This window comes from Parasegetibacter sp. NRK P23 (genome assembly GCF_023721715.1).
In the GTDB taxonomy this organism is placed as follows: Bacteria; Bacteroidota; Bacteroidia; order Chitinophagales; family Chitinophagaceae; genus Parasegetibacter.
In genome coordinates this window covers 117,039-141,253 of sequence record NZ_JAMDLG010000007.1, presented here as the reverse complement: position 1 = coordinate 141,253, position 24,215 = coordinate 117,039, and the positions used below count along the sequence as shown (strand labels likewise).

General features: G+C 49.4%; 16 protein-coding genes. 5 read left to right on the top strand and 11 right to left on the bottom strand.

From position 1 onward, the window contains the following. Positions 1-3 precede the first annotated feature (3 nt). Positions 4-336 carry an iron-sulfur cluster assembly accessory protein gene (locus M4J38_RS17245; RefSeq protein WP_251761050.1) on the top strand — a complete coding sequence of 111 codons (333 nt, stop codon included), beginning with the start codon at positions 4-6 and terminating at the stop codon, positions 334-336. 389 nt (positions 337-725) lie between these two features. Then, positions 726-2,123 (top strand): class II fumarate hydratase, encoded by a 1,398-nt coding sequence (gene fumC, locus M4J38_RS17240; RefSeq protein WP_251761049.1) that lies wholly within the window; start codon positions 726-728, stop codon positions 2,121-2,123. Positions 2,124-2,193: 70 nt separating this feature from the next. On the opposite strand, the gene M4J38_RS17235 is transcribed toward fumC, so the two are convergent. Continuing rightward, positions 2,194-5,352, bottom strand: a complete 3,159-nt coding sequence (locus tag M4J38_RS17235; RefSeq protein ID WP_251761048.1) for a glycoside hydrolase family 2 TIM barrel-domain containing protein — start codon at positions 5,350-5,352, stop codon at positions 2,194-2,196. Between the two features lie 54 nt (positions 5,353-5,406). Further along, the gene (locus M4J38_RS17230; protein ID WP_251761047.1) at positions 5,407-7,062 is read right to left on the bottom strand and encodes a glucose/sorbosone family PQQ-dependent dehydrogenase; all 1,656 of its coding nucleotides are present in this window, start codon (positions 7,060-7,062) and stop codon (positions 5,407-5,409) included. Positions 7,063-7,244: 182 nt separating this feature from the next. On the opposite strand from M4J38_RS17230, the gene M4J38_RS17225 reads away from it, so the two are divergent. Together M4J38_RS17225 and M4J38_RS17220 are read left to right on the top strand one after the other, a co-directional pair. Further along, complete coding sequence (locus tag M4J38_RS17225) at positions 7,245-9,488, top strand: T9SS type A sorting domain-containing protein (protein WP_251761046.1); 2,244 nt, start codon at positions 7,245-7,247, stop codon at positions 9,486-9,488. A 207-nt stretch (positions 9,489-9,695) separates the two neighbouring features. Continuing rightward, a complete protein-coding gene (locus M4J38_RS17220; protein ID WP_251761045.1) occupies positions 9,696-11,927 on the top strand; it encodes a T9SS type A sorting domain-containing protein in 2,232 nt (743 codons plus the stop codon). Positions 11,928-11,942: 15 nt separating this feature from the next. Here M4J38_RS17220 and M4J38_RS17215 read toward each other — a convergent pair whose 3' ends face one another. The 6 genes from M4J38_RS17215 to gldF form a co-directional block, all read right to left on the bottom strand. Continuing rightward, positions 11,943-12,773 (bottom strand): hypothetical protein, encoded by an 831-nt coding sequence (locus M4J38_RS17215; protein ID WP_251761044.1) that lies wholly within the window; start codon positions 12,771-12,773, stop codon positions 11,943-11,945. A gap of 90 nt (positions 12,774-12,863) precedes the next feature. After that, the gene (locus tag M4J38_RS17210) at positions 12,864-13,529 is read right to left on the bottom strand and encodes a lipoprotein signal peptidase (RefSeq protein ID WP_308217829.1); all 666 of its coding nucleotides are present in this window, start codon (positions 13,527-13,529) and stop codon (positions 12,864-12,866) included. 39 nt (positions 13,530-13,568) lie between these two features. After that, the gene (locus M4J38_RS17205) at positions 13,569-16,055 is read right to left on the bottom strand and encodes a bifunctional UDP-N-acetylmuramoyl-tripeptide:D-alanyl-D-alanine ligase/alanine racemase (RefSeq protein ID WP_251761042.1); all 2,487 of its coding nucleotides are present in this window, start codon (positions 16,053-16,055) and stop codon (positions 13,569-13,571) included. A 2-nt stretch (positions 16,056-16,057) separates the two neighbouring features. Beyond that, positions 16,058-16,987: a TerC/Alx family metal homeostasis membrane protein gene (locus M4J38_RS17200; protein ID WP_251761041.1), complete on the bottom strand. Its 930-nt coding sequence runs from the start codon at positions 16,985-16,987 to the stop codon at positions 16,058-16,060. A 29-nt stretch (positions 16,988-17,016) separates the two neighbouring features. After that, complete coding sequence (gene gldG, locus M4J38_RS17195) at positions 17,017-18,711, bottom strand: gliding motility-associated ABC transporter substrate-binding protein GldG (protein ID WP_251761040.1); 1,695 nt, start codon at positions 18,709-18,711, stop codon at positions 17,017-17,019. 7 nt (positions 18,712-18,718) lie between these two features. Further along, entirely contained in the window at positions 18,719-19,441 is a 723-nt protein-coding gene (gene gldF, locus M4J38_RS17190) for a gliding motility-associated ABC transporter permease subunit GldF (RefSeq protein WP_251761039.1), read from the bottom strand. A gap of 135 nt (positions 19,442-19,576) precedes the next feature. Between gldF and M4J38_RS17185 the strand changes: the two genes are divergently transcribed. After that, a complete protein-coding gene (locus M4J38_RS17185) occupies positions 19,577-21,652 on the top strand; it encodes a T9SS type A sorting domain-containing protein (protein WP_251761038.1) in 2,076 nt (691 codons plus the stop codon). A 163-nt stretch (positions 21,653-21,815) separates the two neighbouring features. Here the strand turns inward: M4J38_RS17185 and M4J38_RS17180 are convergent, their stop codons facing one another. The 3 genes from M4J38_RS17180 to M4J38_RS17170 are packed head-to-tail and all read right to left on the bottom strand — an operon-like array spanning position 21,816 to position 24,185. Beyond that, complete coding sequence (locus M4J38_RS17180) at positions 21,816-23,036, bottom strand: ABC transporter permease (protein WP_251761037.1); 1,221 nt, start codon at positions 23,034-23,036, stop codon at positions 21,816-21,818. Further along, entirely contained in the window at positions 23,036-23,434 is a 399-nt protein-coding gene (gene rbfA, locus M4J38_RS17175; protein ID WP_251761036.1) for a 30S ribosome-binding factor RbfA, read from the bottom strand. The genes M4J38_RS17180 and rbfA overlap by 1 nt, the downstream gene beginning before the upstream one ends. Positions 23,435-23,441: 7 nt before the next feature. Next, positions 23,442-24,185 (bottom strand): glycosyltransferase family 25 protein, encoded by a 744-nt coding sequence (locus M4J38_RS17170; RefSeq protein ID WP_251761035.1) that lies wholly within the window; start codon positions 24,183-24,185, stop codon positions 23,442-23,444. Positions 24,186-24,215 lie beyond the last annotated feature (30 nt).

Below are 24,215 nucleotides of genomic sequence, written 5' to 3'. Positions count from 1 at the left end.
ACGATGATCTACGTGAGTGATAAGGCCAAGGACAAAGTGGGTAAGCTGATGCAGGATGCTGCCATCGAAGGATCAGGCGATTATTTCCTCCGTGTATCGGTGGTGGGTGGCGGATGCTCAGGTCTCAGCTATAAACTGGACTTCGACAACGAACAAAAACCCATGGACCAGGTATTTGAAGACAATGGCGTAAAAGTGGTAACGGATTTGAAGAGTTTTCTGTACCTCGTCAATACCACACTTGATTTCTCCGACGGGTTGAACGGAAAGGGTTTCTATTTCAGTAATCCGAATGCGAGCAGGAGTTGCGGGTGCGGAGAGAGTTTCGCGGTGTAGTTTCTCGCAACGGCGCTACGACGCAACGTTGCATTAAGTAATAGCAGAGAGGGTGTATCAAAAGAACGATACACCCTCTTTTTATTCGGGTCCCTGATGGAGGCAATTTTCGTTTATGCTATTCTCAGAGGCTTCATTTAATTTTTGAAAACCTCTCTTTCTTCTTTTTCTATACCGCAAACACATCAGCCAAAATTCAGGTTAACAGATATCCCAAATAAAACGCCAAACGTTGCGTCGTAGCGCCGTTGCGAGCATCTTCCTCCTCCTTATAGAAACCTTCCCACCCACCAACGCTTTGCCTCATTGCTCCTGCGAGGTACGAAGCAATCGCGTGAAACAAATTCCCACCCGAAAACCCCTACCTTTGCCCCGAAAATCTACCAAAAATGGAATACAGAATAGAAAAAGACACTATGGGCGAAGTGAAAGTACCAGCCCAAGCTTATTTCGGCGCGCAAACCCAGCGTTCTATCGATAACTTCCGCATTGCGCAGGATATCAACCGTATGCCGAAGGAGATCATCAAAGCCTTCGCCTACCTGAAAAAAGCAGCTGCTATTACCAATTTTGAAGCCGGCGTTCTCCCTGAAGAAAAAGCACAACTGATCGGACAGGTTTGCGACGAAATCCTTGAAGGAAAACTGGACGACTATTTCCCCCTGGTGGTTTGGCAAACCGGTTCCGGTACCCAAAGCAATATGAATGTGAATGAAGTGGTTGCCTACCGCGGACATGTACTGAAAGGTGGCTCCCTTACCGATAAAGAAAAGTTCCTGCACCCCAATGATGACGTGAACAAATCACAGTCGTCCAACGATACTTTCCCTACCGCGATGCACATCGCGGCTTACAAAACACTGATCGAAGTAACCATCCCCGGTATCGAAAAACTCCGCGACACACTGGCAGAAAAAAGTAAAGCCTACATGAAGGTGGTGAAAATCGGCAGAACCCATTTCATGGATGCCACGCCATTGACCGTAGGACAGGAGTTCAGCGGTTATGTATCTCAACTCAACCACGGACTGAAAGCCATCCGCAATACGCTGGCGCACCTTTCTGAACTGGCACTCGGCGGAACCGCCGTGGGAACAGGCATCAATACACCCAAAGGTTATTCAGAGAACGTGGCGCGTCATATCGCCAACCTAACCGGATTGCCCTTTGTAACCGCGGAGAACAAGTTCGAAGCGCTTGCCGCGCATGATGCCATCGTTGAAGCACATGGCGCGTTAAAAACCGTTGCCGTGAGCCTGATGAAGATCGCCAATGATATCCGTATGCTGTCCTCCGGACCGCGCTCCGGCATTGGCGAATTGTTCATCCCCGACAATGAACCCGGCTCCTCCATCATGCCCGGAAAAGTGAATCCCACCCAATGCGAAGCGCTCACCATGATTGCCGCACAGGTGATCGGAAACGACGTGGCCATTAACGTGGGCGGCGCCACCGGCCACTTTGAACTGAACGTGTTCAAACCCATGATGATCTATAACTTCCTGCACAGCGCCCGACTCATCGGCGAAGGATGTGTTTCTTTCAACGATAAGTGCGCCGTGGGCATCGAACCCATACAGGCCAATATCGACAAACACGTGAACAACTCGCTGATGCTCGTCACTTCCCTGAATACAAAAATCGGTTACTACAAAGCAGCCGAAATCGCGCAAAAAGCACATAAGGAAGGAACCACACTGAAAGAAATGGCCGTGAAACTCGGTTATGTTACACCTGAAGAATTTGACGCGTGGGTGATACCGGTGGATATGGTAGGAGAACTGTAATAACTTACACTTCAAATAAAAAGGTGGCAGTCGGAATATTTCCTGCTGCCACCTTTCCTTTTTATACGCTTTACTTCACCGGAAGTATCCAGTAACTGTATGCATAATTCCTGAATTTCAGCCTATACTCCTCCAGCGGCCATGCACCCCAGCTATCGATGCCCTGCATACCGGTTTGGTTCAGGTCGATATGAAGGTATATCTCAGGGCGTGGTTTTAGTTCTCCCGAATGGTATTGCTTCTTTTCCGTTTCAGGATCCAGGTCATCCAGGTTATAAGGCAATGCGGACACATTCAGTAATGAATCTTCCGCGATGATGCGAATCCCCTTCCCTTTTTTGTTCGTAAAGCTTGCCCAGCGCACGTCGGATTTATTGCCGCTTTCCTGCGGACGTGCATAAGGAAAATACTGCTGCTCCAGCGTTTGAGCATACTGCGCTACAAGCGAAGCGGTTTTCCGGTCCCAATAGTTCTCCCCGGGCCCTCTTCCGTACCAGGAAATATTTGAGAATGCTTTGTTGAGCTGAAGATCGTTCCCCATGCGCAGCAGGAGTTTATGGTTCCCTTTCAGCGCCTTAAAGCTGTTGTGCACCTGTACCGATCCATCGGCAAATACCGTGAAACGCTGTTCCTGTGCCGCATCGCCATTCAGCAACACTTTTGAGAAAGTTACCTCATACGCGCCGTTCTCCAGTTGTTTTAACGTGGCTTTGGTGTCTTTTCCTTCGGCATAAGCATTGCGCCACATACGGAGTGAACGGTTGAAACCCGCGCCAATGTCATTGTCCGTTGGGGCACGCCAGTAAGAAGGCGCAGGCCCTTGTTGTAATACAGTTTCGCCTTTTATAGCGTATGTTTTCATGGTGCCGGTGGAGGCATCGAAAACTACATTGAAATCCTTTCCTTTTATGGTAATCGAATTGCCTTCTTCTTTGCCTTCCAGTTTTCCCAATGCTGGTTTTACAGCAACCGGAGCATAGGTTCCCAGCGCGAACTGTTCGTAAGCGATCTCGTAACCTGCTTCCAGGAAAGGTTCTGCATTCTTCAACACATAACGCACATTCAGGAAATATTCACTTCCGGGTTTTTGTTTCGTTTTTACTGGTAAACTGAAAGCAGCTTTTGCACGGGGTGCTATATTCAACTGGGGAATATTTCCTTTCTCCACCACTTTTCCGTTTTCAAGCAGTTCCCAGTTTAAAGCATAGTTTTCTATGTTCCTGAAGAAATAGGAATTGAATACTGCAATATTGAAATTGCTTTCCAATGTAGTCTTCACAAACTGATGCACTTTCTTTATCTCAATGGCCATAGGTGTGAGACAACGATACGCCGTAACCACACCCTTCACGCAAAAGTTGTTATCGCTGAAGTTCTCGTTTACCGGGCCTTCCAACGGGAAATCACCACCATAGGCCATAATACGTTTGCCGTTCTTAACCGTATCTATCGACTGATCGATCCATTCCCAGATGAAGCCGCCCTGCAAACGCGGATGGCTTTCAATGTTATCCCAATACTCTTTAAAGTTACCCAGGCTATTGCCCATGATGTGCGCGTATTCACTCATAATCATCGGGCGCTTATCCCTGCCCGTTGAATAACGGATAAGCCAGTCGGGACCGGGATATTGGGGCACGATCATATCTGTATTGAAGTCTGATTCAGCCCTTTCATACTGGACCGGACGATCATCCTTTTGTTTCAGCCATTCGTAGGCCTCATAAAAATTAACACCGTTCCCGGCTTCGTTCCCCAGCGACCAGGTGATGACGGAAGTATGGTTCTTATCACGTTCATACATACGCGTAATACGTTCCAGGTGCGGGTTGCGCCATTGCCTGTCGTTGGCGAAAGTATATTCCAGGTCGTAATACCTTCCGTGCGATTCAATATTCGCTTCGTCTATCACATACAAACCATATTCGTCGCACAGCTCCATCCAGTAAGGGTGCGGCGGATAATGTGAATGTCTTACTGCGTTCACGTTCAGCTTCTTCATCATCTCCATATCCTTGCGCATATCCTCCATCGTGAGGGTATGCCCGGTGGTTGGATTGTGTTCGTGCCGGTTTACACCTTTGAGAAAAACACGTTTCCCGTTCACCAGCAGATCACTCCCAACGATTTCCACGGAGCGGAAACCAATTCGCTGGGGAACCACTTCCAGCACCTCGCCATTCCTGTTTTTTAAGGTGATGTACAACGTATAGAGATAAGGAATTTCAGCGGACCACAATTTCACGTTTTCGATGGGCCTGGCAATCTGAATATTTTTTTTATAGTTGCCCAGTACGGCGAAGCCGCCATCAGTGCCCACCTCTTCTTTCCACACCTGCTTTCCATCGGCATCCATCAGTTCATACCCGATTAAAAATGTATCGGGGCGACTGTGCAACGTGTTTTTATCAATCTTAAAACTCTCCACATCCGTGCTGATGCTGAGCCATCCTTCATTATCATCCGAAGGTTCCGCTTTCACTTTAAAATCATGGATGTGTAACTTCGGCGTGGCGTACATATACACTTCCCTTTCAATACCGGAAATCCGCCACATATCCTGGCATTCCAGGTAACTGCCATCGCTCCAGCGGTACACCTGAAGGGCCACCACGTTCTCGCCGGGCTTTACGTAATTCGTAATGTCAAATTCCGCGGCCAGCTTGCTGTCTTCGCTGTAACCCACTTTTTTACCGTTCACCCAGATGAAGAACGCGGATTTAACGGCGCCCAGGTGAATGAATACCTGTTTGCCTTTCCAGGAATCGGGCAGGGTGATCTTTTTGCGGTACGAACCAACAGGGTTGTTGTTTTCCGGGATATCGAAAGGCGGATCGAGCCTGGCGCCTGTTTTGGCCCTGCCTGTAAATTCGTAGGGGTGGTTCACATAAATCGGCAGGCCGTATCCATTGAGTTCCCAGTTGGCGGGCACTTTAAAATCTACCCATTTGGAATCGTTAAAATCTGTTTTATAGAAATCCTCCGGTCTTTGGCGGGGATCCTGCACCCAGTTGAATTTCCAGTTTCCGTTCAGGGAAAGGAAATTGGCGGAGACTTCCTTTTTACGTTGCGCAGCCAGTTCCCTGTTCTCGTACGCAAAAGCGGAAGCCCGCATCGGGAGCCTGTTCACAGCCACTATTTCCGGGGTTTGCAGTTCCGTTGGCAGTGATTGCGCCTGGGAACCAAGGGCGAAAAAAACGCTGAAAGCAGCGGTCACAATTGTTCTCATGCCCGGAAATTACCCAATAAATCAACACGGCCGTATGGCAACCGTTTGCGCATTTTACTGCCTGATGATCTTTTTAAGTGGCAGCACTTCTCCCGTAGCGGTGGTGATGCGCAGGAAATACATGCCCGAAGGGAAAGGTTGAAGATTAATTTCAAAATTGTTCCTGCTGCTTACATTTTTAAGCAACATCCTTCCGGCCACATCCACCAGTTCGTAGTGGAAAGGACGGCGCAGACTGGTTCCGATGCTCACTGTTACGGTTCCCGTTGTGGGCACCGGATAGATGTTTACTGCAACATTGACACGGTCGGGATCCACGTCACCATTCTCGCGGATCGGCGTAACAATGCCCACGTATTCGAATTCAAGAATGGCCCCGGGATTGGCCATGGAAGATGTGGTAGAACCGGAAGGCCCGGAGGTTTGTCCTCCGTTATCGGTGGCCACATATATTTTCAACTGGTTGGACGAAAGTGCGATGTCTCTATAACGGTTCTGTGTGTACGCGAAAGAAGTGGTATCTCCCGAAATCGCGGAATAATCGCTGTTCATCTTCAACCTGTAAATTCTTCCTTTTTTAAGACTGGGGACGAGGATAGAATGTTCCCAGTTGATGATGCCGCCTAATCCCCTCGTGTACACATCAATACTGGATGGCGCGATGGTGGGCCATTGAATGTAATCGGAAGGAAAACTGTACCCCGCCGGTTTGGTGAAGAAGGTATACACAGGTGTTTCAAAAGCACTCGAAAATGTATTTTCCGCCTGTACGGTCGCACCTGGGGGAATGGTACTCTCGCCATATGGCGTACTGGCGCAGGAACCGGAAGAAGACCAGATCACGTATTGGTAATTCTGGTTATCGTTGTAACCGGCAACGCGGGGCCAGCCGTAATTGCTTCCGGGAAGAATTTCATTGAGTTCATCGTCCGACCGTGGACCGTGTTCCGAAGCGAAGAGTTTGTTGTTCGGCGTGAATACAATGCCCTGAGCATTCCGGTGTCCGTAAGAATAAATATGGGAACGAACGGCGTTGATTTCCGGGTTATCGACAGGGATGGAACCATCAAAATTCAGCCGGAGGATCTTACCCTGGTAACTCAACCGGTTGTTGTTGTTTACATCGGTTTGAGATGGCAGTGTTTGCGCCTGGATGGTCTGGCATTTATTGTCGAACTGATTATAACCCATGTCTCCGATGGTATAATAGAGTTTGGAATCAGGGCCGATTCTTAAACGTCCGGAGTTATGGTCGTTACTGGCGGGAAGATTGTCTATCAGGGTAACGGACGAACTGAGTGTTGGGCTGGATGGGTTCTGGTTGTAGGTAAGCTGAACGATTTTGGTTTTACGGTTCACGCCGCCGCCGGCATCCGCGTCGTAGGTGTAAGCCACGTACACATAAGGAGAATCGTTCAGCAATTTGGGATGCAGCGCCATTCCCATCAGACCGTCCTGGCCCGCGCTCTGGTACACTTCATTGATGGTGATAAGCGTTTGTTTAACGCCTGAGGCCGGGTCTACTCTGGTCACTCTTTTCCCGGTGCGTTCCGTAACCCAGATAAAATTATCTGGTCCCGTGGTTATTTCCCAGGGATAACTGAAGCCGGTCGCGACTACGCGCATATCAAAACTCTCCTGCGCACGGGACAAAATAGGGATGATCAGTGCAAATAACACGCATCCAATCGGGGTAAATCGGGTGGGCATAACGGGGATATTGGATAGAAGTTAGGGTTTTTTCCGCTTTTTTTATAAGAATACTAAGGTAAATCAATCGGTTACAACGGGAAAGGTAGAAACACGCAATCTTCCGAGTAGAAACACGTTTCAGTTACCATATCCTGTTTCTAATTTCGTGACGGAACGACATACCCCTAAAATCCATTCCGATGAAAAAAAATCTACCCATCATGCTTTTGATGCTGGGTTTGTACCTCCTTCCTATGAATGCCCTCTCCCAGCAATTCGGGAAAAGCTTCGTGAACATTACGAAGGGCACCATAGGCGGAACTTATGAACCCGGCGACATTCTCGAGATACGCGCCACTGTGGCCGTAGGCAACAACCTTACGCTCTCTCAGTTCAGGTTCGTGGACACGATTTCTTCCAACGCCACCTATATCGCCGGAAGTTTGAAAATCCTCACCAATGAGGGACTTGTATTCCGGAGTTATTCTGATGCCGCCAACGACGACGCGGCTATGTACGATGGCGCGACCCAGACGGTCCGCATTAACATGGGCAGTAGCGTTAACGGCGTTATGGGCGGCAGTTGCGGTAATACGGACCCCGCCGATGTGCCGGACAATGGGGGCACCATCGTGTACAATGGCCGTCCATCTTTTTACAACGCCACCTGTATTATGTCCGCGTCCTACCGGATACAGATCAATCCGGCCTTGCCGCTGGGTTCAGGTATAAGTTTAAACGGCGGAGGCTTTTATTACAGGATGAGCGCTTCCGGAACCGACTTCCGCTCCAGGATTTTCAGTTCCTATAGCATCGCGCTGTCTTCCAATATCGGGTTGTGCAGCAATGCCATTGGCGCGAACGCCGTGCTGGACAATGGCGGCACTTTCGGAAGCGGAGATGTACAGAACAGAACCGCGTCGGCCATCGTAGCGGGCTACGCTAAACAAAACATTTCCTCCTCGGATATCAATCGTCCCAACGATGGGGAATATGCGATCGTCAACAACCTGAGTCCAAGCGGAACCACCAATACCGCGGCGCCTTATTCAGGCGGGAACCGTGTATTCAACGCCTGGGACATTACAGGCGACCATACTTCAGCCGCTTCCGAGTCGGCGGGGAACGCACCTGTGGCACCCGGAACAACCGGCGGTTACTTTGTGGTGGTGAACGCCAGTTACGCGAACGGCGAAGCTTTCCAGCAACCCGTTTCCGGACTTTGCGGCGATACCTATTATGAATTCTCTGCCTGGTTTAAAAACGTATGCTCCCGTTGCGCCTGCGATTCAGTGGGCAGGGGGTCAACCAATGGCTCCTTCAACGGACCGGACCCCGCGGGGGTGCTGCCCAACCTTACTTTCGAAATTGACGGCACCGCCTATTATTCTACGGGGAACATCACGTATTCCGGCAACTGGGTGAAAAAGGGATTCATCTTCAAAACCAGTCCCGGACAAACCTCTTTCACCCTCACCATCCGCAACAACGCGCCTGGCGGCGGCGGCAATGATTGGGCGATAGACGACATCACTTTCGGGACCTGCTCGCCGGAACTCAACTTTAACCCCTCTCCCGTAGCCAGCGTTTGCGCAAACGCCCAGGCCGTGGAACTGAAAGCCATCGTAAGTTCTTACTTCGACAACTACCGCTACTGGCGTTGGGAAAGGAGCACCGATGAAGGCGCGAACTGGAGCAATACCGGTGAAGAAGGCTCCTCAACCCCGGTTAATGATGGGACCAACCATACTTACCAGGTGGATTATCCGCCATTTATAGCAGGCACGGCAGACAGCGGTCATCTCTACCGGCTGCGCATCGCCACTTCAGCTACCAACCTCAACAACAGTTGTTCCTTTGCGGATGGAACCAATATCCTCACCCTCCAGGTAACGGATTGCACGATCCTTCCGGTTGAAATAAAGCATTTCACCGCGCAATTGCGCCAACAAAAAGCAGTGCTCCACTGGCAGGCGCTGAACGCTTCGCCCGGTACAATACTGGTGGTGGAGAAAAGCACCAATAACCGCCACTTCAGAGAAGTCGGACAGATGGCAGCCGGCACACAAACCGCTTTTCAGTGGAACGATCCTGAAATCATCACAGGTGCTACTTACTATCGGATACGAATAGCCTATCACAACCTGAAAGCCTATTCCAGGACCACCATGGTGAACAAACCTGATGGCAGCGATTTCATCATCCGGGGCATACAGAACCCGTTTGTCAGCTCGCTTGAAATGGAACTGGCAACACAAAAGTCTGGTCAACTGCAATTGCTCCTGACAGATTTACAAGGCAGGGTAGTACGGCAACAGGAACAACTGCTCTCCGCGGGCGTACAAAAAATCGCGTTCACACAACTGGCCGGGTTGCCCAAAGGTATATATGTGTTGAAAATCAGGTGGAACGATGAAGTTTATTACCAACGGGTGGTGAAATAAAAAGGACCCCACATATCCAAATTACCTAAAAGAATACACTTACAAAAGAAGAGGGGTTTCCCTCTTTTTTTGTAAGAATACTAAGGGAAATCAATCGGTTACAGGGGGGAAGGGAGAAACACGCAATCTTACGAGTAGAATCACGTTTATATTGTGGTGATCAGTTGTTAATTTCGTGTTGGAACAACGTACTCTAAATCCATACCGATGAAAAGAATTCTACCCATCATTCTTTTGATGCTGGGTGCATACCTCTACCCCACCACCGCTTTTTCCCAGTTATTCGGGAAGAGTTTTGTGAACATCACGAAGGGAACCGTGGGGGGAACTTATGAACCCGGGGACATCCTCGAAATACGCGCCACAGTGGCTGTGGGAAACAATCTTCGTCTTTCCCAATTCCGTTTCGTTGATACCATCGCCACCAATGCCACTTACATCACGGGCAGCCTGAAAATTGTAACCAACGAAGGACTGGTTTTCAGAAGCTATACAGATGCTTCAGCAGATGATGCGGCTATGTATGACGCAGCAACGCGAACGTTGCGCATCAACATGGGCAGCAGCGGAAACGGCGTGATGGGAGGAACCTGCAGCACTACCAACCCCGCAACAACAACAGGAGGAGGCACCATTCAATACAATGGCAGGCCTTCATTCTTTGGAAGCACCTGCATCATGTCGGCCTCCTACCGTATCCAGATTAATCCCGCTCTTGCCCTTGGTTCAACGCTTTCATTGAATGGCGGCGGATTTTATTACAGGGTGGGCACTTCAGGCACCAATTATCAGAACAATATTTTTAAAGCGTATAATATCGCGCTCTCCTCCAACATCGGACTATGCTCCAATTCCGTAGGCGCCAACGCGGTATTGGACGACAATGGCAGCTTCGGCTCCGGGAATACCCAGAACAGAAGCTATGACGCCATCGTGGTAGGTTATCCCCGCCTCAATGTAGGTGCCAACTCTCCAAATGACGGGAATTACGCCGTCGTAAACAACCTCAGTCCAACCGGCTCCACCAATGTAAACGCCGCCAATCCCGGCTCCGACAGGGTATTTACGATATGGGACATCACCGGCGACCATACCGGTGCCTCCGACCTGGCCGCGGGTAACGCACCCGTAGCACCCGGAACAACAGGTGGTTACTTTGTAGTGGTGAATGCGAGTTACGCCAATGGAGAAGCGTTCCAGCAACCCGTTTCAGGACTTTGCGGAGAAACTTATTATGAATTCTCCGCCTGGTTCAAAAACGTATGCTCCCTCTGCGCCTGCGATACCATGGGGCGCGGCTCCCAAGACGCAAACTTCAACGGTGCCGATCCATCCGGGGTTAACCCCAACCTCACCTTCGAGGTGGATGGGACTGCGTATTATTCCACTGGAAACATAGCCTACTCAGGCAACTGGGTAAAGAAAGGATTTATCTTCAAAACCAATCCCGGACAAACCTCTTTCACCATCACCATCCGCAACAATGCACCAGGTGGCGGCGGCAACGATTGGGCAATAGACGACATCACATTCGGAACCTGCTCGCCTGAACTGAATTTTAATCCCTCTCCAATTGCGGCTGTTTGCGCTGATGCACAGGCCGTGGAACTAAAGGCGATCGTAAGTTCCTACTTCGACAACTACCGGTTCTGGCGCTGGGAAAGGAGTACCGATGGCGGTTCCAACTGGAGCAATACAGGTGAACAGGGCGAATCAACCCCGGTGAACGACGGCACCAACCATACCTACCAGGTGGATTACCCCGCTTTCATTGCCAGTGCAGCTGACGATGGTCATCTTTACAGGCTGCGTATCGCTACTTCAACCACCAATCTTAACAACAGTTGCTCCTTTGCCGACGGCACCAATATTCTTACGCTCCAGGTGAACGATTGTACCATCCTTCCCATAGAAATCAGGAATTTCACTGCGCAGTTGCGTCAGCAAAAAGCCATGCTCAACTGGCAGGCACTGAACGCCTCACCCGGCACCCTCCTGGTAGTGGAGAAGAGTACCAACAACCGCAATTTCCGCGACATGGCCATCATACAGGCAGGTACGCAAACCGCTTTCCAATGGAGCGATCCGGAACTGATAACAGGTGCTACTTACTACCGGATACGCATAGTTGAAAATAATGTAAAAGCATACTCCGGCACCGCCATGGTGAACAAGCCAAACGGAAGTGATTTTATTATCAGAGGTGTTCAGAACCCATTCAACGCATCGCTGGAAATGGAACTGGCCGCGCAACGTTCCGGAAAACTGCAACTATCCCTCACGGACTTGCAGGGAAGGGTGGTGAAACAGCAACAGCAGCAACTGTCAGCAGGTGTACAAAGAGTTTCTTTCCACCAACTGGACCAGATGCCAAAAGGCATGTATGTGCTGAAAATACAATGGAACGATGAAGTTTTTTACCAAAGGGTAGTGAAGTAAAACTTATAGGGTTCGTTACCTGCACAGGTAGCGAACCTGGTTTTTCCCACTATAAATGCCAAACAGGAATAATTCATCATTATCCACGACGTAACTGGAAACACGCCCCTCACTGTCAAACTTATAATTATAAAAAGTGGTGGTGGTGGTTTCGTCAACGGATCCGGTAAAAATATCGTAAGTAGTGACTTTAATCGTTTTTACCGCATGCGTTGATTTTGCCCCGAAATTAAACGCAAGATCAAATAGGGCATCCTGGTCCGCATGCAGGTAAAGAAAATTTTTCACGGGAAGGTCGGTGTAATAGGTATATTCTACTTGATAAACGTCGATAGCCCCCATCATTGGGATATTTACGGAAGCCCTTGCCGACTTCAGGTCACCGGATTCCCAGTTGTACGCTATTTTCAATAATTCCTGCCCTGCCTCATTGTGCACTTTACTGATCACCTGTCCGGCAGCATTATAACTGTATTGCAACAATGGATCGAAAGGTAAAATTGAATTGTCCGCTTTGAAGAAAGAAGTCTTTACCCTGTTATTGTTAGTGGGATCAAGCACATAATATTCATCTGTATTGATTTTTACAGTATCCCCTTTTCTAAGAAACGCATAGTTGCTGATAAAAGTATTATTCGTGCTGTCGTAGTCCGTCAGGCCCGATACCCTGTTATCCGCTCCAACGGTTATCCCTATATAGCCTAATGATTGATTCGCAACGGTGTCTATTTGCGAGATGCGATCAATACGGCAGGTTTCTTCTTCTATGATGCCGTCTTCTTCGGAAAGCTCCTTCTGGCAGGAAGCGAACAGCAAAGCAGGTACCAGCCATTTTAACTGTTTCATGAGGCTTAGTTTTGATTGATGGGCCGGGCGGAACCGTCCCGCAACAGGTGTAGAAAATGTATTATAAATGTACACCTATTGCTTCAAAACTCATGCCTGTTCTCCGGCAGCTACTTCAGCGGGCGAATCGGAGGGTAATTCTTCTTTCTTTTTGAGGAATTTTTTCTGGAAAACGATAATAGCAATCACACCAATGGAGATGGAAGCATCGGCCAGGTTGAATACCGGGCGGAAGAACTCGAATTCTTCTCCACCCCAAACCGGTACCCAGGAAGGGAAGTGCGCGTCGCGGATGATGGGGAAGTAGAACATGTCCACCACTTTGCCATGCAGGAAGCCCGCGTATCCTTTAGCCGGGAACATTTGCGCGAGGTTACGGGTATACGGATCACTGTTTTCGAAGATCATGCCGTAGAACATGCTGTCTATAAGGTTGCCCAACGCGCCCGCAAAGATGAGCGCGGCGCATACGATGAAGCCGGTATGGTATTTTTCTTTGATGATGCGGCGGATGTAGTACACCCCGAATCCTACGGCCACAAGACGGAACAACGTGAGCGCTATTTTGCCGAATCCACCTTCTCCGAGTTGCCAGCCCCAGGCCATGCCTTCGTTTTCAATAAAATGCAGCCTGAACCATTCTCCGATCACTTTCCGCTCTTCCCACATATAGAAGCTGGTCTTCACCCATATTTTCAAAGCCTGGTCCGCAATAACGATCAACAAGATCAGCAAAAAAACCTGTTTTCCTTTCACGTTTAAAAATTGTTGGTCAAAAGTAAAGAATTTTGCCTGCTACTCTTCAAAATACACCCGCTTCACCCGTTGGGAAACGCCGGTAAGTATTTCATAAGGAATGGTGCCCGCCCATTTCGCCACCTGCTCCACCGGTAATTCGGGACCAAATACCACCACGTTTCCACCTTCTTTTACGCCGGGAATGCCGGTCACATCAATCATGGTCATGTCCATGCAAACGGAGCCAATCGTGGGCGCAAGGTGTCCGTTCACCCACATTTTCCCGGTTCCGTTACCCAGTCGCCGGGGATAACCATCGGCATAACCGATGCGCACAGTGGCGATGGTGCTTTCCCGCTCAATCTGGCCCCTCCTTCCGTAACTCACCGTATCGCCGGGATGTAATTTCTTCAGTTGCGCGATGGTGGAACGAAGGGTGCTCACGGCCTGGAGCGGAAGCGATACATCTTCCGTAGTATTGATGCCATACAATCCAATGCCCAACCGTACCATATCCAATTGTAATTCCGGGTGGCGCGCGATGCCCGCGGTATTCGAAATATGTTTCAGGAACGGATATGGAATCAGTCTATCCAACTCAGCCACGGCTCCGTTGAACAGCGCGGCCTGTGTGGTGGTAAAGGCATCCTGTTGCGGATCCTCACTTGCCACGAGGTGGGAGAACACGGCTTTCACCCGGAATACGCCCGATTGCCTTATCCGTTCGCCCAGTTGTTTCACTTCATTCAATGCGAAACCCAGCCTGTTCATACCCGTTTCCAGTTCAAGGTGCACGGGATAATCCACCACACCCTGCCGCCGCATGAATTGTTCGAGTTCCTCCAGCAATTGAAAACTGTAGATATCGGGTTCCAGGTCATATTGAAGGATCGATTCAAAAGTGGCCGGTTCGGGATTCATCACCATAATGGGCATGGTAATACCGCCCTTTCTCAGTTCTACGCCTTCATCGGCATAAGCCACGGTAAGGTAATCGACCTGGTGGAACTGGAGGTGCGCGGCTATTTCCACGCTGCCGCTGCCATAGGAGAAGGCTTTCACCATGGCCATCAGCTTTGTGGTGGGCGCGATCAGGCTTTTGTAAGCACGAAGGTTCTGCGCCAGCGAAGAAAGATTTATTTCCAATACTGTCTGGTGCACTTTCTGTTCCAGCAACTGGCTGATCTGCTCAAAACCGAAGCTGCGCGCACCTTTCAGCAGGATGGCCTGGTTCCGGAAGGCTTCCGGCCGGAAATCATTTTTAAAAGCAGCTGTATCGTTGTAGAAGATGGTTTCGAGGGAAGGATCAATTGAAAAAGCAGTTTTGTGCTTTGCTATTTCCTGCCCGATACCGATGAAGCGCTTCACTTTATGCTGGAGCAATTCCTTCGCCACGGCTTCATACACCCGTTGCGGGTCAAGCCCGTGCTGCGGAATATCGGACAGAATAACGGTCTTTATTTCGTGTTGCCGTTGCTGTGAGAGGAACTCCAGCGCGATGCGGAGCGAACCGAGGTCAGCGCTGTAACTGTCGTTGATGATGGCGCTCTGTAAAATACCTTTCTTCAGTTCCAGCCGCATGGCCACGGTACTTAGTGAAAGAAACGCGGGCAGCAACTCGGCCACGGGTATTTTCAGTAACAACAAGGCGCACCAGCAGGAAAGCGCGTTCTCTAAGGAGGCATTATCAGTGAAAGGCAATACCAGCTTTTGTTCTATGCCTTCGTGCAACGCCCTCAGTTCCGTTATGCCCTGTTCCGTCCGCTGCTCCAGTAACCGGAGATTGGCGCCGTTATTCCGCCCCCAGGTAAAGGGCATTCCATTCAGTTTACCTTCCCCCTTCAACTTTATAGCGGCTTCGTTCACCCGAACATCATCACTGTTGTAAATAAAATGTGCCGTATTACTGAATAGTAAAAGTTTCTCCCTGATCTTTTCAGAAATTCCGGGGAAACCTTCATCATGCGCCTCCCCGATATGGGTGAGGATGCCGATATCCGGGGCGATCATCTTTTCAAGCCTGTGCATCTCTCCTTCCGTGGAAATACCGGCCTCAAAAATACCCAGTTCATGATCGGGGCCCATCTGCCATAGGCTCAATGGTACACCAATCTGGGAGTTGTAACTTCTCGGACTTCTCACAATATGAAAGCGGTGCTCCAGCAACTGGTTCAGCCATTCCTTCACAATGGTTTTCCCATTGCTTCCCGTAATGCCGATAACAGGATAAGTGAATTGTTGCCGGTGGTGCGCCGCCAGCAGTTGCAGGGCACGGAGGGTGTCCTTTACCAAGACGAAAGCCGCTTCAGGAAAGGTTTCCATTTCAACCGGATCGCTGACCACAAAACAACGGACGCCCTTCGCGTACAGTTCCGCCACAAATACACGGCCGTTTCTTTTCTCCCCCTTCAGGGCGAAAAAAACCGTTTGTGCCGGGAAAACAAGTTTGCGGCTATCCGTTAACAGATAGGCTACCGGGATGGCTGCTCCTTCGCGAAGCAGTGTTCCTTCCACAATCCTGGCCAGCTGGGAAGGCGTATACATGATCAGGAGGGAATTTCCCTTTTATTCTTCCACATCGACAGGAAAATAGAGCCTGCAATACATACCACGATCACCGAGAGGGATATGGCGATATGAATGTGAATATGGAAGAAAGTAACCAGCATTTTGATACCGATGAATACCAGCACAATAGCGATGCCCTGCTGGAGGTAGGTGAATTTATCCACGGCGCCACGCAACAGGAAGAACAACGAACGCAGCCCCAGTACCGCGAATATATTAGAAGTATATACCACCAGCGGGTTGCTGGAAATGGCGAACACCGCGGGAATACTGTCGAGCGCGAAAATGATATCGGTGGTGGCGAGCATGGCGATCACCACGAACATACTGGTATAGAACCTTTTCCCGTCGCGGATCACGGAGAGTTTACCGTCGCCGTCTTCAGGAATCAGGGGAAGAATTCTTTTCAGGAATTTATAGACTTTGTTGCTTTCGATGTCTACCTCATCTTCATTGTGCGCACCGAACATCTTGATACCGGTATACACCAGGAAGGCGCCGAAGATGTACAGCAGCCATTCAAAACGCGTCACCAGTTCAATGCCCACGGTGATGAAGATGATGCGGAACACGATGGCCATAAGGATACCGATGAGCAATACGCGGGGGTAGAACTTCTCTTTGATGTTGAAATACCCGAAAATGAGGATGAACACGAATATATTGTCGATACTCAGCGACCATTCCATCAGGTAGGCGCTGATGTATTCGAGGGCCACGGTTTTTCCTTCCTCGTACCAAACGAATCCGCCGAAAGCGAATGCGAGTCCCACCCAGAAGCAGGTTTGCACCAGCGCTTTTTTGATTGACATGGTGGCGTTCTTTTTGGAAAGAAGCCCCAGATCCAATACCAGTGCTACAACCAATACAATTCCAAATACAAGGTAAGTGATCTGCTCGTGGGTCATGATGCGTTTATATGAAGCTCAAAAATAGGTTAATTGTATTTCTTTTTCCTACGCCACTGGAAAACGGCGATCAGTGCAATCATCAGGGCTACGGGAAGAGCGATGTTGAACAATTGCCAGTAAGTCCTTTCCTGTTCCGCTTTTTTCGCGTCGATAAGGCGGAGGGTGAAGTCTTTGGAGCGTGTTTCCAGGATGCCGGAATGGCTTACCAGGTATTCCATCATATTCTGGAAGAATTCTTTGTTGGCGAACGGGTACCGGGTATAAGGATTCACGCCCATCGGCAACGGACCTTCCTGGTTGTTCACATGGTTCAGGAAAATATCACCGTCGGAAAGCACCACTAAGGTAGCACCGGGAGCGGCCATATTCCTGAACGGCCTGTTCATGGCTTTCAGCGAATCGGCCGTTGCTTTGGGCAGCCTGTTGGCAAACATGGAGGGGAACGCGCCTTCAGCGAGCACACCTACAGGAATATCGGGCTTGATGAAGGTGGCCAGATCGGCTTCCGTTTTTACACTGTTCAGGGAAACGATCGCCGGCGTTTGTAAGGCACGCGCGTTTTTAGATGTGGTAAGCAGCATTGTTTTAGAAACTCCCGGCGCCGTAACGGTATCAATAGAACTCGGGAAATACGACAGTACTTTATCCAGGTTCTTCGATATGGGGTGTTGCGTGCCGTTCAGCTGAACAAAATAGGGAAACGGAATCAGCTCCATTTGTGGCTTTCCGCCTACCACGCCTACCACCAAAGGCACTTTATCGCTCTGGATATCCTGTACAAGATCGGGGTTGATGCGGATGCCATATTTAAAAAGCTGGTCCTGCAGGTTGAGCCCCCGGTCAAAAGCGATAAAATCGCTTTGTGCGCGTTGCAGGCTATCGAATTCCGCATTCAACGGATCCAGCGCCATCACTACCTTTCCGCCACCCATCAGGTACTGGTCGATCTTGAGTTTTTCGGATTCTGTGAAAGCGACTGTGGGTTTAACGATCAGCAATACGCCCACTTCATCGGGAATATAAGCTGTGGTATTGAGGTCGATTTTCTGCGGATAATAATTGTTCAGTAATACATTGGTAAGGTCCTCTACGCGGGCATCCTCAATTTCACCATTACCCGTAGCATAGGCGACGATGGGTACACTGTCGCGCAACACTTTTTCGATGGCACCCGCGAATTTATATTCCAGCAGGGCCTCGGCGCTGTTTAAGGTATTCAATCCTTCGTTGGAACTCAGCCCCTGCAACAGGTCAACGGGATAAACGCGGTCTTGGTAAGAAACCAATGCGCCTGGATAAACCAGCCGTTGATCGGAGCCTTCTCCTTCTTTCGCCTGAGCCTTTACATTCAGTGGGTTCAGGCCCATCATACGGAGGGAATCGAGGAAAGCCGCTTTTGCATCGGCCTCTAGCCCTTCTCCGGGTTGTATGAATCTGAAACTGAAATTGCCGCGTCCGTATTCCTTGAAGGAACGGAGCATATCTTCAGCGCTATTGGCCAGTTTTCTAAAGCCTGCGGGAAATTCTCCTTTCAAAAAAACAGTTATGGTAACCGGTGCGGGCAGTTCCATCAGCATGCGTTTGGTGGGCTTGCTGAGGGTATACCTTTGCTCTGCGGTAAGGTCCAATCTGGCGGGAAAGAAAGATACTATATAGTTGATACCTGCCAATACAACTATCAGCAGCAATATGCCAAAACGTGAACTGATTAATTTCTTCATGGGAGCCTTAGCGTTTTTGAAGATTGCGGTAAGTAATGCAGCCGGCAAGCAAGATCACCGATGCGAAGTATACGATATCCCTGATGTCCACCACGCCCCTGCTGATGCTGTTGTAATGAAAGTCGATACCGAGCAGTTCAATATAATAATCGGCGGTTCCGGCAAGGCCTGGAACGCGGCTCAGCGCGTTGAAACCGCTGTACAAAATGAAGCACGCGAACACACTGATGAGGAACGCGGCCACCGCATTGGATGTAAAACTGCTGCAGGCCACACCAATGGCTGTAAATACCGCGGCAAGCAGGAACAACCCTATATACGCACCAATTGTGGCGCCCATATCCAGTCCCCCGGTCTCCGAAAGTTGCTCCACGGAATACATATATATGAGTGTGGGTAGCAACGCTATGGTAACGATCAACAGGCAACCGAGGTATTTCCCCGCGATAAGCCTGGAAAAGCCGATGGGCCTGGTTTGCAGGATTTCAAAGGTGCCCGATTTGAATTCTTCTGAAAAACTGCGCATGGTTATGGCCGGTATCAGGAAAAGTAATATCCATGGCGCAAGGTCAAAAAATGGCTGTAAACTGGCGTAACCATAATCAGGGATATTGGTATCGGGGAAAACAAAAAGGAAGAGGCCGGTCAGCAACAGGAAACCCGCCACGGCAATGAATCCCGTGAGACTGCTGAAGAACTGGCTGCATTCTTTTTTACAAATGGACCACATAAGGGTGGGTGTTTTAAACGTGCGTTTTACCGTGAAAGAACGGGCAATAATACGACTTAAAACGGTTCCGCACCTCCATGCCCACCCGTAATTTTGTGTTGTTGCGGAATGACCCGCAGCGGTAAAAAATGAAGTATGAGGAGAGGGATCTTGGTGAGTTGTATGCTCATTTTATCGTTACAGGCCGTTTCGCAGCGCGCGTACAGGTGGGTGGCCCCGGATGGGGGATGGGCCGTTCCCGGGAATTGGCTTCCCGAGCGAACGGCCCCCCATACCGGGGATACATTGGTGTTTGGAGATACAGCCTATATAAATACCTTTCCAGGTACCGATACGGTTTCAGTGGTCAGGATAGAGACAGGCGCGGTTGTGCAATGGACCACCGCATCCACTTTTAAACTGGTGGTAGCCTCCGGAATGCTGGAGCTGGAACCAGGCTCGGAGCTTCAACTTTCCGGCAGCGGCGGGGTGGAAATACATATTGCAGGGGAAGGCAGCGCGCAAATCAATGGCGCAATCAACTGCACATCGGGACCACATAGGTTATTGTCAGTTGATGGGGGGAAGATATATTTTGAAGCGGGCGCAGTGTTCAGGGCAGGAACGGGGTTCACGGGCAATCCCTTTGGAACAAGCGCCCTAAACAGTGTTGTATTCAGAGCCGATGCCACCTATATCAGCATAGCCGGCGCGAACCCGTTTGGTGCGGCGGCGCCCAATACTGTGCTGCTGTTTGAACCCGGCTCCGTTTACAGGCACCAACGCGCCACCGCTCCGCAACTGAGCGGCCGGTCCTTCGGGTATTTCGAAGTGGCCGCGGCCGCATCCTACAACCTCTCCCTCCCGCAGGATGTGGTGATCCATAACGACCTGATCGTGGCGGAAGGACAATTTCTTTTCCGGCCATCAGGAGGAACAGGGAACCTATTGTTGTACGGTAATATCATTCAAAACGCCAGCGGGCCTGTTCAGCTGGGGCAGGAGCAATGGACGGGGGAAGTGCGCCTTGGGGGACCTCATGCACACCAGGTATCGGGAAATAATATAGCGTCATTGTCCATTCATCATTTGGCGCTGAAAGGTGGCGACCTCCTTTTGAAGAAAGAAATTTCGGTTACCGGGAGACTGGTTTTTGAACAGGGGATCGTGTATTCATCCGATACGGCAATGCTGATTTTAGAGCAAAAGGCCACAACCAGTTCTGTTGGCTCCGTTTACTCCAACCTGAACGCCCCTTTCTCCGGAACGAATAACAGTTATATTAACGGCCCGGTGTTGAGAAGAAGTCTTGAACCAGATTCGGTTTATGTTTTTCCAACGGGTGGTTTGGGTTACGCAAGACCCATTCTCCTATCAGGTTCTTCAGGCGATGTCACGGTAAGTTACAAAGGAGCGGCTCCGCCACTTTCAGCAGCCATACAACCCGAAAGCGGTCTGGCGCACATCAGCGGAACGGAGCATTGGGAAATAACGGGACTTACGGGAAACGCACACCTGGAGGTAAGTTTCCTCCAACCGGTGAGCGGTGGCATTGCGGATGTGCAACACCTTCGGGTAGCGGTTTTAAAGGATGAGCAATGGTCCATGTTGCCACATGTTGCAGTTACAGGATTCCCGGGCAGCAACGGAGCGGTGAGCGCCAATGTAAGTAGCGGAACCCTTTTTACCCTGGCCAGCACCCACCCAGCTTCCACCCTACCTGTGAACACGGGTCGGATAGCATGGAAAAAAAGTGACAATGAATTTCATCTCCACCTGGAATCTTCTGACAAAGAGGAAGTTGTCCGCTTTCAATGGTATTCATCCTATAACGGCATTCAGTGGAATACGTGGGGAAGGCCGTTGCGAGAATCCGCTTTTTCCTGTGCGGCTTCGGGACCGCCCGGTAATTTCCCAGATCCGCAGTATAAGCTCATCCGCTACCTCACAAACGGAGACAGTTCCATTCACCGCACCACTGTTCCGTTTGCACCGGAACCCCAACTAATACTTTACCCCAACCCCGCTTGTGAAAAAATTTTTATTTTTTTTAAGGGTTCAAGCAGCAAATCAAAAATTGATATTGTCTCTATTACCGGTACAATTGTACAAATGGTGGAAATGAGGGGTGAAAAAGCCGAGATTGAGATCAGCCACCTACCTAAAGGAATGTATTTTTTACATCTGAGAAATAAGAACAAAGACCGTATCCTCCCTTTCCTGAAGCAATAAAATATTGCACCAAAACCAACTGCAGAAAGTCCCGCCACCGGCGGGATTTTCATTTTGCGACTGTTCCCGATACTATTGACCACTATTCACCGCGTAGCCGCGAGCAAATTCATCCATAAAGTAATTGGAAAAATACCCTTGTTTGTTGCGATGCTCTTTTAGCCTACCCTTTCAACGACACCTCCATTTTCGCCGCCTTCCGGGCCGGGATCCATGCCGCAAGTACGGCAATGGTAAAAATAGTGAGCACCACCAGCAGGAAATCACCAGGGATCATCTTAACCGGGTAATAGTCAATGATAAAACTCCCTCCCTCCAACGGAATGAGTTTGAATTGGATTTGTGCCCAGCACAGGGCGATGGCCAGCACCGAGCCTATCAGCGTACCCACGCCAGCCAGCAGGATACCTTCAGAGAGAAAAATCTTCCTGATGTATCCGTCGTGCGCACCCAATGCTTTCAGTACATGGATGTCTTTTTGCTTTTCCAGCACCAGCATCATCAGGGCGCCTACTATGTTGAATGCGGCGATGATCATGATCAGGGTGAGAATGCCATAGATCACCCATTTTTCCAGCTGCATGATGGAAAACAAAGATTGGTTCTGTTCAAAACGGGTCTGAACTTTATAATTGTCCCCCAGCAAAGTGGAAAGGGCTTTTTTGACCTTGTCTTCTACGCCGGGTTCCGTGATCTTTATTTCCAGGGCGGTGTACTGGTTTTCGGAAAGTCCCATCATCCTCCGCACGAAATCCAGGTTGGTGAGTACATATTTGTTGTCAAAATCCTGCTGGATCAGAAAGGCGCCCGAGGTATTGGCATACCCGGGTAACGGGAGGTCCATCGGGTTGTACGTATTGCTTTTGGTACGACGCACCATATACACCGTGAGCGGGTTCATATTGCGGTCCGCGTTCACGGCAAGCGAGTTTTCGATTCCCGCGCCCAGTACCAGTCCTGGCGCGTCAGCGGTACCGGTATTAAATTTACCATTGAACATTTTCCCGGCCACGCCGGTAACATCCTGGTAAGCCTCGTCCACTCCTTTCATGGAAACGAATTGCTGGTAATCGCCGTTTTGCACCAGCGCCTTTTCCTCTGCAATACGGGTGTAATGGGCCACCCCCGGCACTTTTTGAATGGCTGAAAGTTGATTGGGTGTAAACTCAACCACCTTACCGGAGACGGCACTAACTTTAATATCCGTGTAAAACGAGGCGTAGAGCGATTTCACCAGGTCCTCGAACCCGTTAAAAGCGCTCAATATTATAATAAGCGCCGCGGCGCCCACCGCGATAGCGGTAACGCAGACCCACGCGATCACGTTGATGGCCTGTGTGCTTTTACGGGCCCGGAAATAACGCCATGCGAAGGTGAAGTACATTAAGCTTCGGGATTGGTATTGTCAGATGAACCGAATTGCTTTCTTTCTTCATCGATCTTCCGGAAAATAGCATCAATCTTGTCCACGTGCTCTAACGTATCATCAAGGTAATAAGTAAGTTCTGGCATACTCCGGAGCTGGTGGCGTACGCGTTGTGAAAGTTCTTTTTTGATTTCCCAGGCACGTTCTTCCAGTTTCTTCATATAAGCCGCCGGGTCGTTCACCTTGAACAGGCTAAGGTACACACGCACCTGGAAAAGGTCGGGCGTCACTTTTACGGAGGAGATGGACACCATTCCGCCTTCATACATATTCAATCCCAATCTTCTGAAAATATCGTTCAGTTCCTCCATGAGGAGGCCGGCTACCTGCTTTTGTCGTTTCGATTCCTGCTGCATATTCTTCCTATTTTACTTTACTGTAAATGTATTTCTTATAAAACCGCTGGACGACCCAGCCGATGCGTCTTAAAATACCAACTCTTTTTTTCCGTTGTAATGAGGACCTGAAAACACCATTATGACTCCCCTGTTCAACAACTGTGGGAAAGCACCAGAAAATATTCATTTCTGGCGAAGCCTCGAATACCTTATTCAGCCATAAGTCATTCGGAACATCCATTTTATGTTTATTCGTCCATTCAACCATTATCCGTGCAGCCTCATAGGAAAGCAGGTAAGCACCTCCACCTCGGGTTTTTTCTGCCCTATACAACAATTGTCCCTTCCGTTTCTTTCCCGCAGGAAGGTATTCCAAACCAGTATTCTCAAAAGATATATACAAGTTCGAATGATCGATATCGGTCCTTTCCCTTGCTTCCAATACTGAACGGTTAAAAACTTCGTTAAAGCTGACATCCATGATGGCATCGTCTTCCATAACAAGGGTGTATGGAATTTCCTCTTCTACAATCTTTCTCCAGATCAACAAGTGCTTTAATGCACAGGATGTAACGGGACTGCTTTTCTTCATTTCCCCTTTAAAATCCCGTTCAAGTATCTCCTGAGTAATATCCTCCATATCACCATCCAGCATAAATTCAAAAGGTATTGCCCTTTCAGCCAGCTGTTTTTCCATAAACGCCCGGCGGTTTTCATATCCCTTCTTAACATGCGCAACAAAGACCCTGTCAACCAATATCCCTTTCATTCTGATCCTATTATTCTCCCAAAAATCGGA

Excerpts from the sequence above, each read along its gene's own strand:
- M4J38_RS17245 (WP_251761050.1), top strand. The coding sequence starts at position 4 with ATGATCTACGTGAGTGATAAGGCCAAGGACAAAGTGGGTAAGCTGATG.
- fumC (WP_251761049.1), top strand. The coding sequence starts at position 726 with ATGGAATACAGAATAGAAAAAGACACTATGGGCGAAGTGAAAGTACCA.
- M4J38_RS17235 (WP_251761048.1), bottom strand. The coding sequence starts at position 5,352 with ATGAGAACAATTGTGACCGCTGCTTTCAGCGTTTTTTTCGCCCTTGGT.
- M4J38_RS17230 (WP_251761047.1), bottom strand. The coding sequence starts at position 7,062 with ATGCCCACCCGATTTACCCCGATTGGATGCGTGTTATTTGCACTGATC.
- M4J38_RS17225 (WP_251761046.1), top strand. The coding sequence starts at position 7,245 with ATGAAAAAAAATCTACCCATCATGCTTTTGATGCTGGGTTTGTACCTC.
- M4J38_RS17220 (WP_251761045.1), top strand. The coding sequence starts at position 9,696 with ATGAAAAGAATTCTACCCATCATTCTTTTGATGCTGGGTGCATACCTC.
- M4J38_RS17215 (WP_251761044.1), bottom strand. The coding sequence starts at position 12,773 with ATGAAACAGTTAAAATGGCTGGTACCTGCTTTGCTGTTCGCTTCCTGC.
- M4J38_RS17205 (WP_251761042.1), bottom strand. The coding sequence starts at position 16,055 with ATGTATACGCCTTCCCAGCTGGCCAGGATTGTGGAAGGAACACTGCTT.
- M4J38_RS17200 (WP_251761041.1), bottom strand. The coding sequence starts at position 16,987 with ATGACCCACGAGCAGATCACTTACCTTGTATTTGGAATTGTATTGGTT.
- gldG (WP_251761040.1), bottom strand. The coding sequence starts at position 18,711 with ATGAAGAAATTAATCAGTTCACGTTTTGGCATATTGCTGCTGATAGTT.
- gldF (WP_251761039.1), bottom strand. The coding sequence starts at position 19,441 with ATGTGGTCCATTTGTAAAAAAGAATGCAGCCAGTTCTTCAGCAGTCTC.
- M4J38_RS17185 (WP_251761038.1), top strand. The coding sequence starts at position 19,577 with ATGAGGAGAGGGATCTTGGTGAGTTGTATGCTCATTTTATCGTTACAG.
- M4J38_RS17180 (WP_251761037.1), bottom strand. The coding sequence starts at position 23,036 with ATGTACTTCACCTTCGCATGGCGTTATTTCCGGGCCCGTAAAAGCACA.
- rbfA (WP_251761036.1), bottom strand. The coding sequence starts at position 23,434 with ATGCAGCAGGAATCGAAACGACAAAAGCAGGTAGCCGGCCTCCTCATG.
- M4J38_RS17170 (WP_251761035.1), bottom strand. The coding sequence starts at position 24,185 with ATGAAAGGGATATTGGTTGACAGGGTCTTTGTTGCGCATGTTAAGAAG.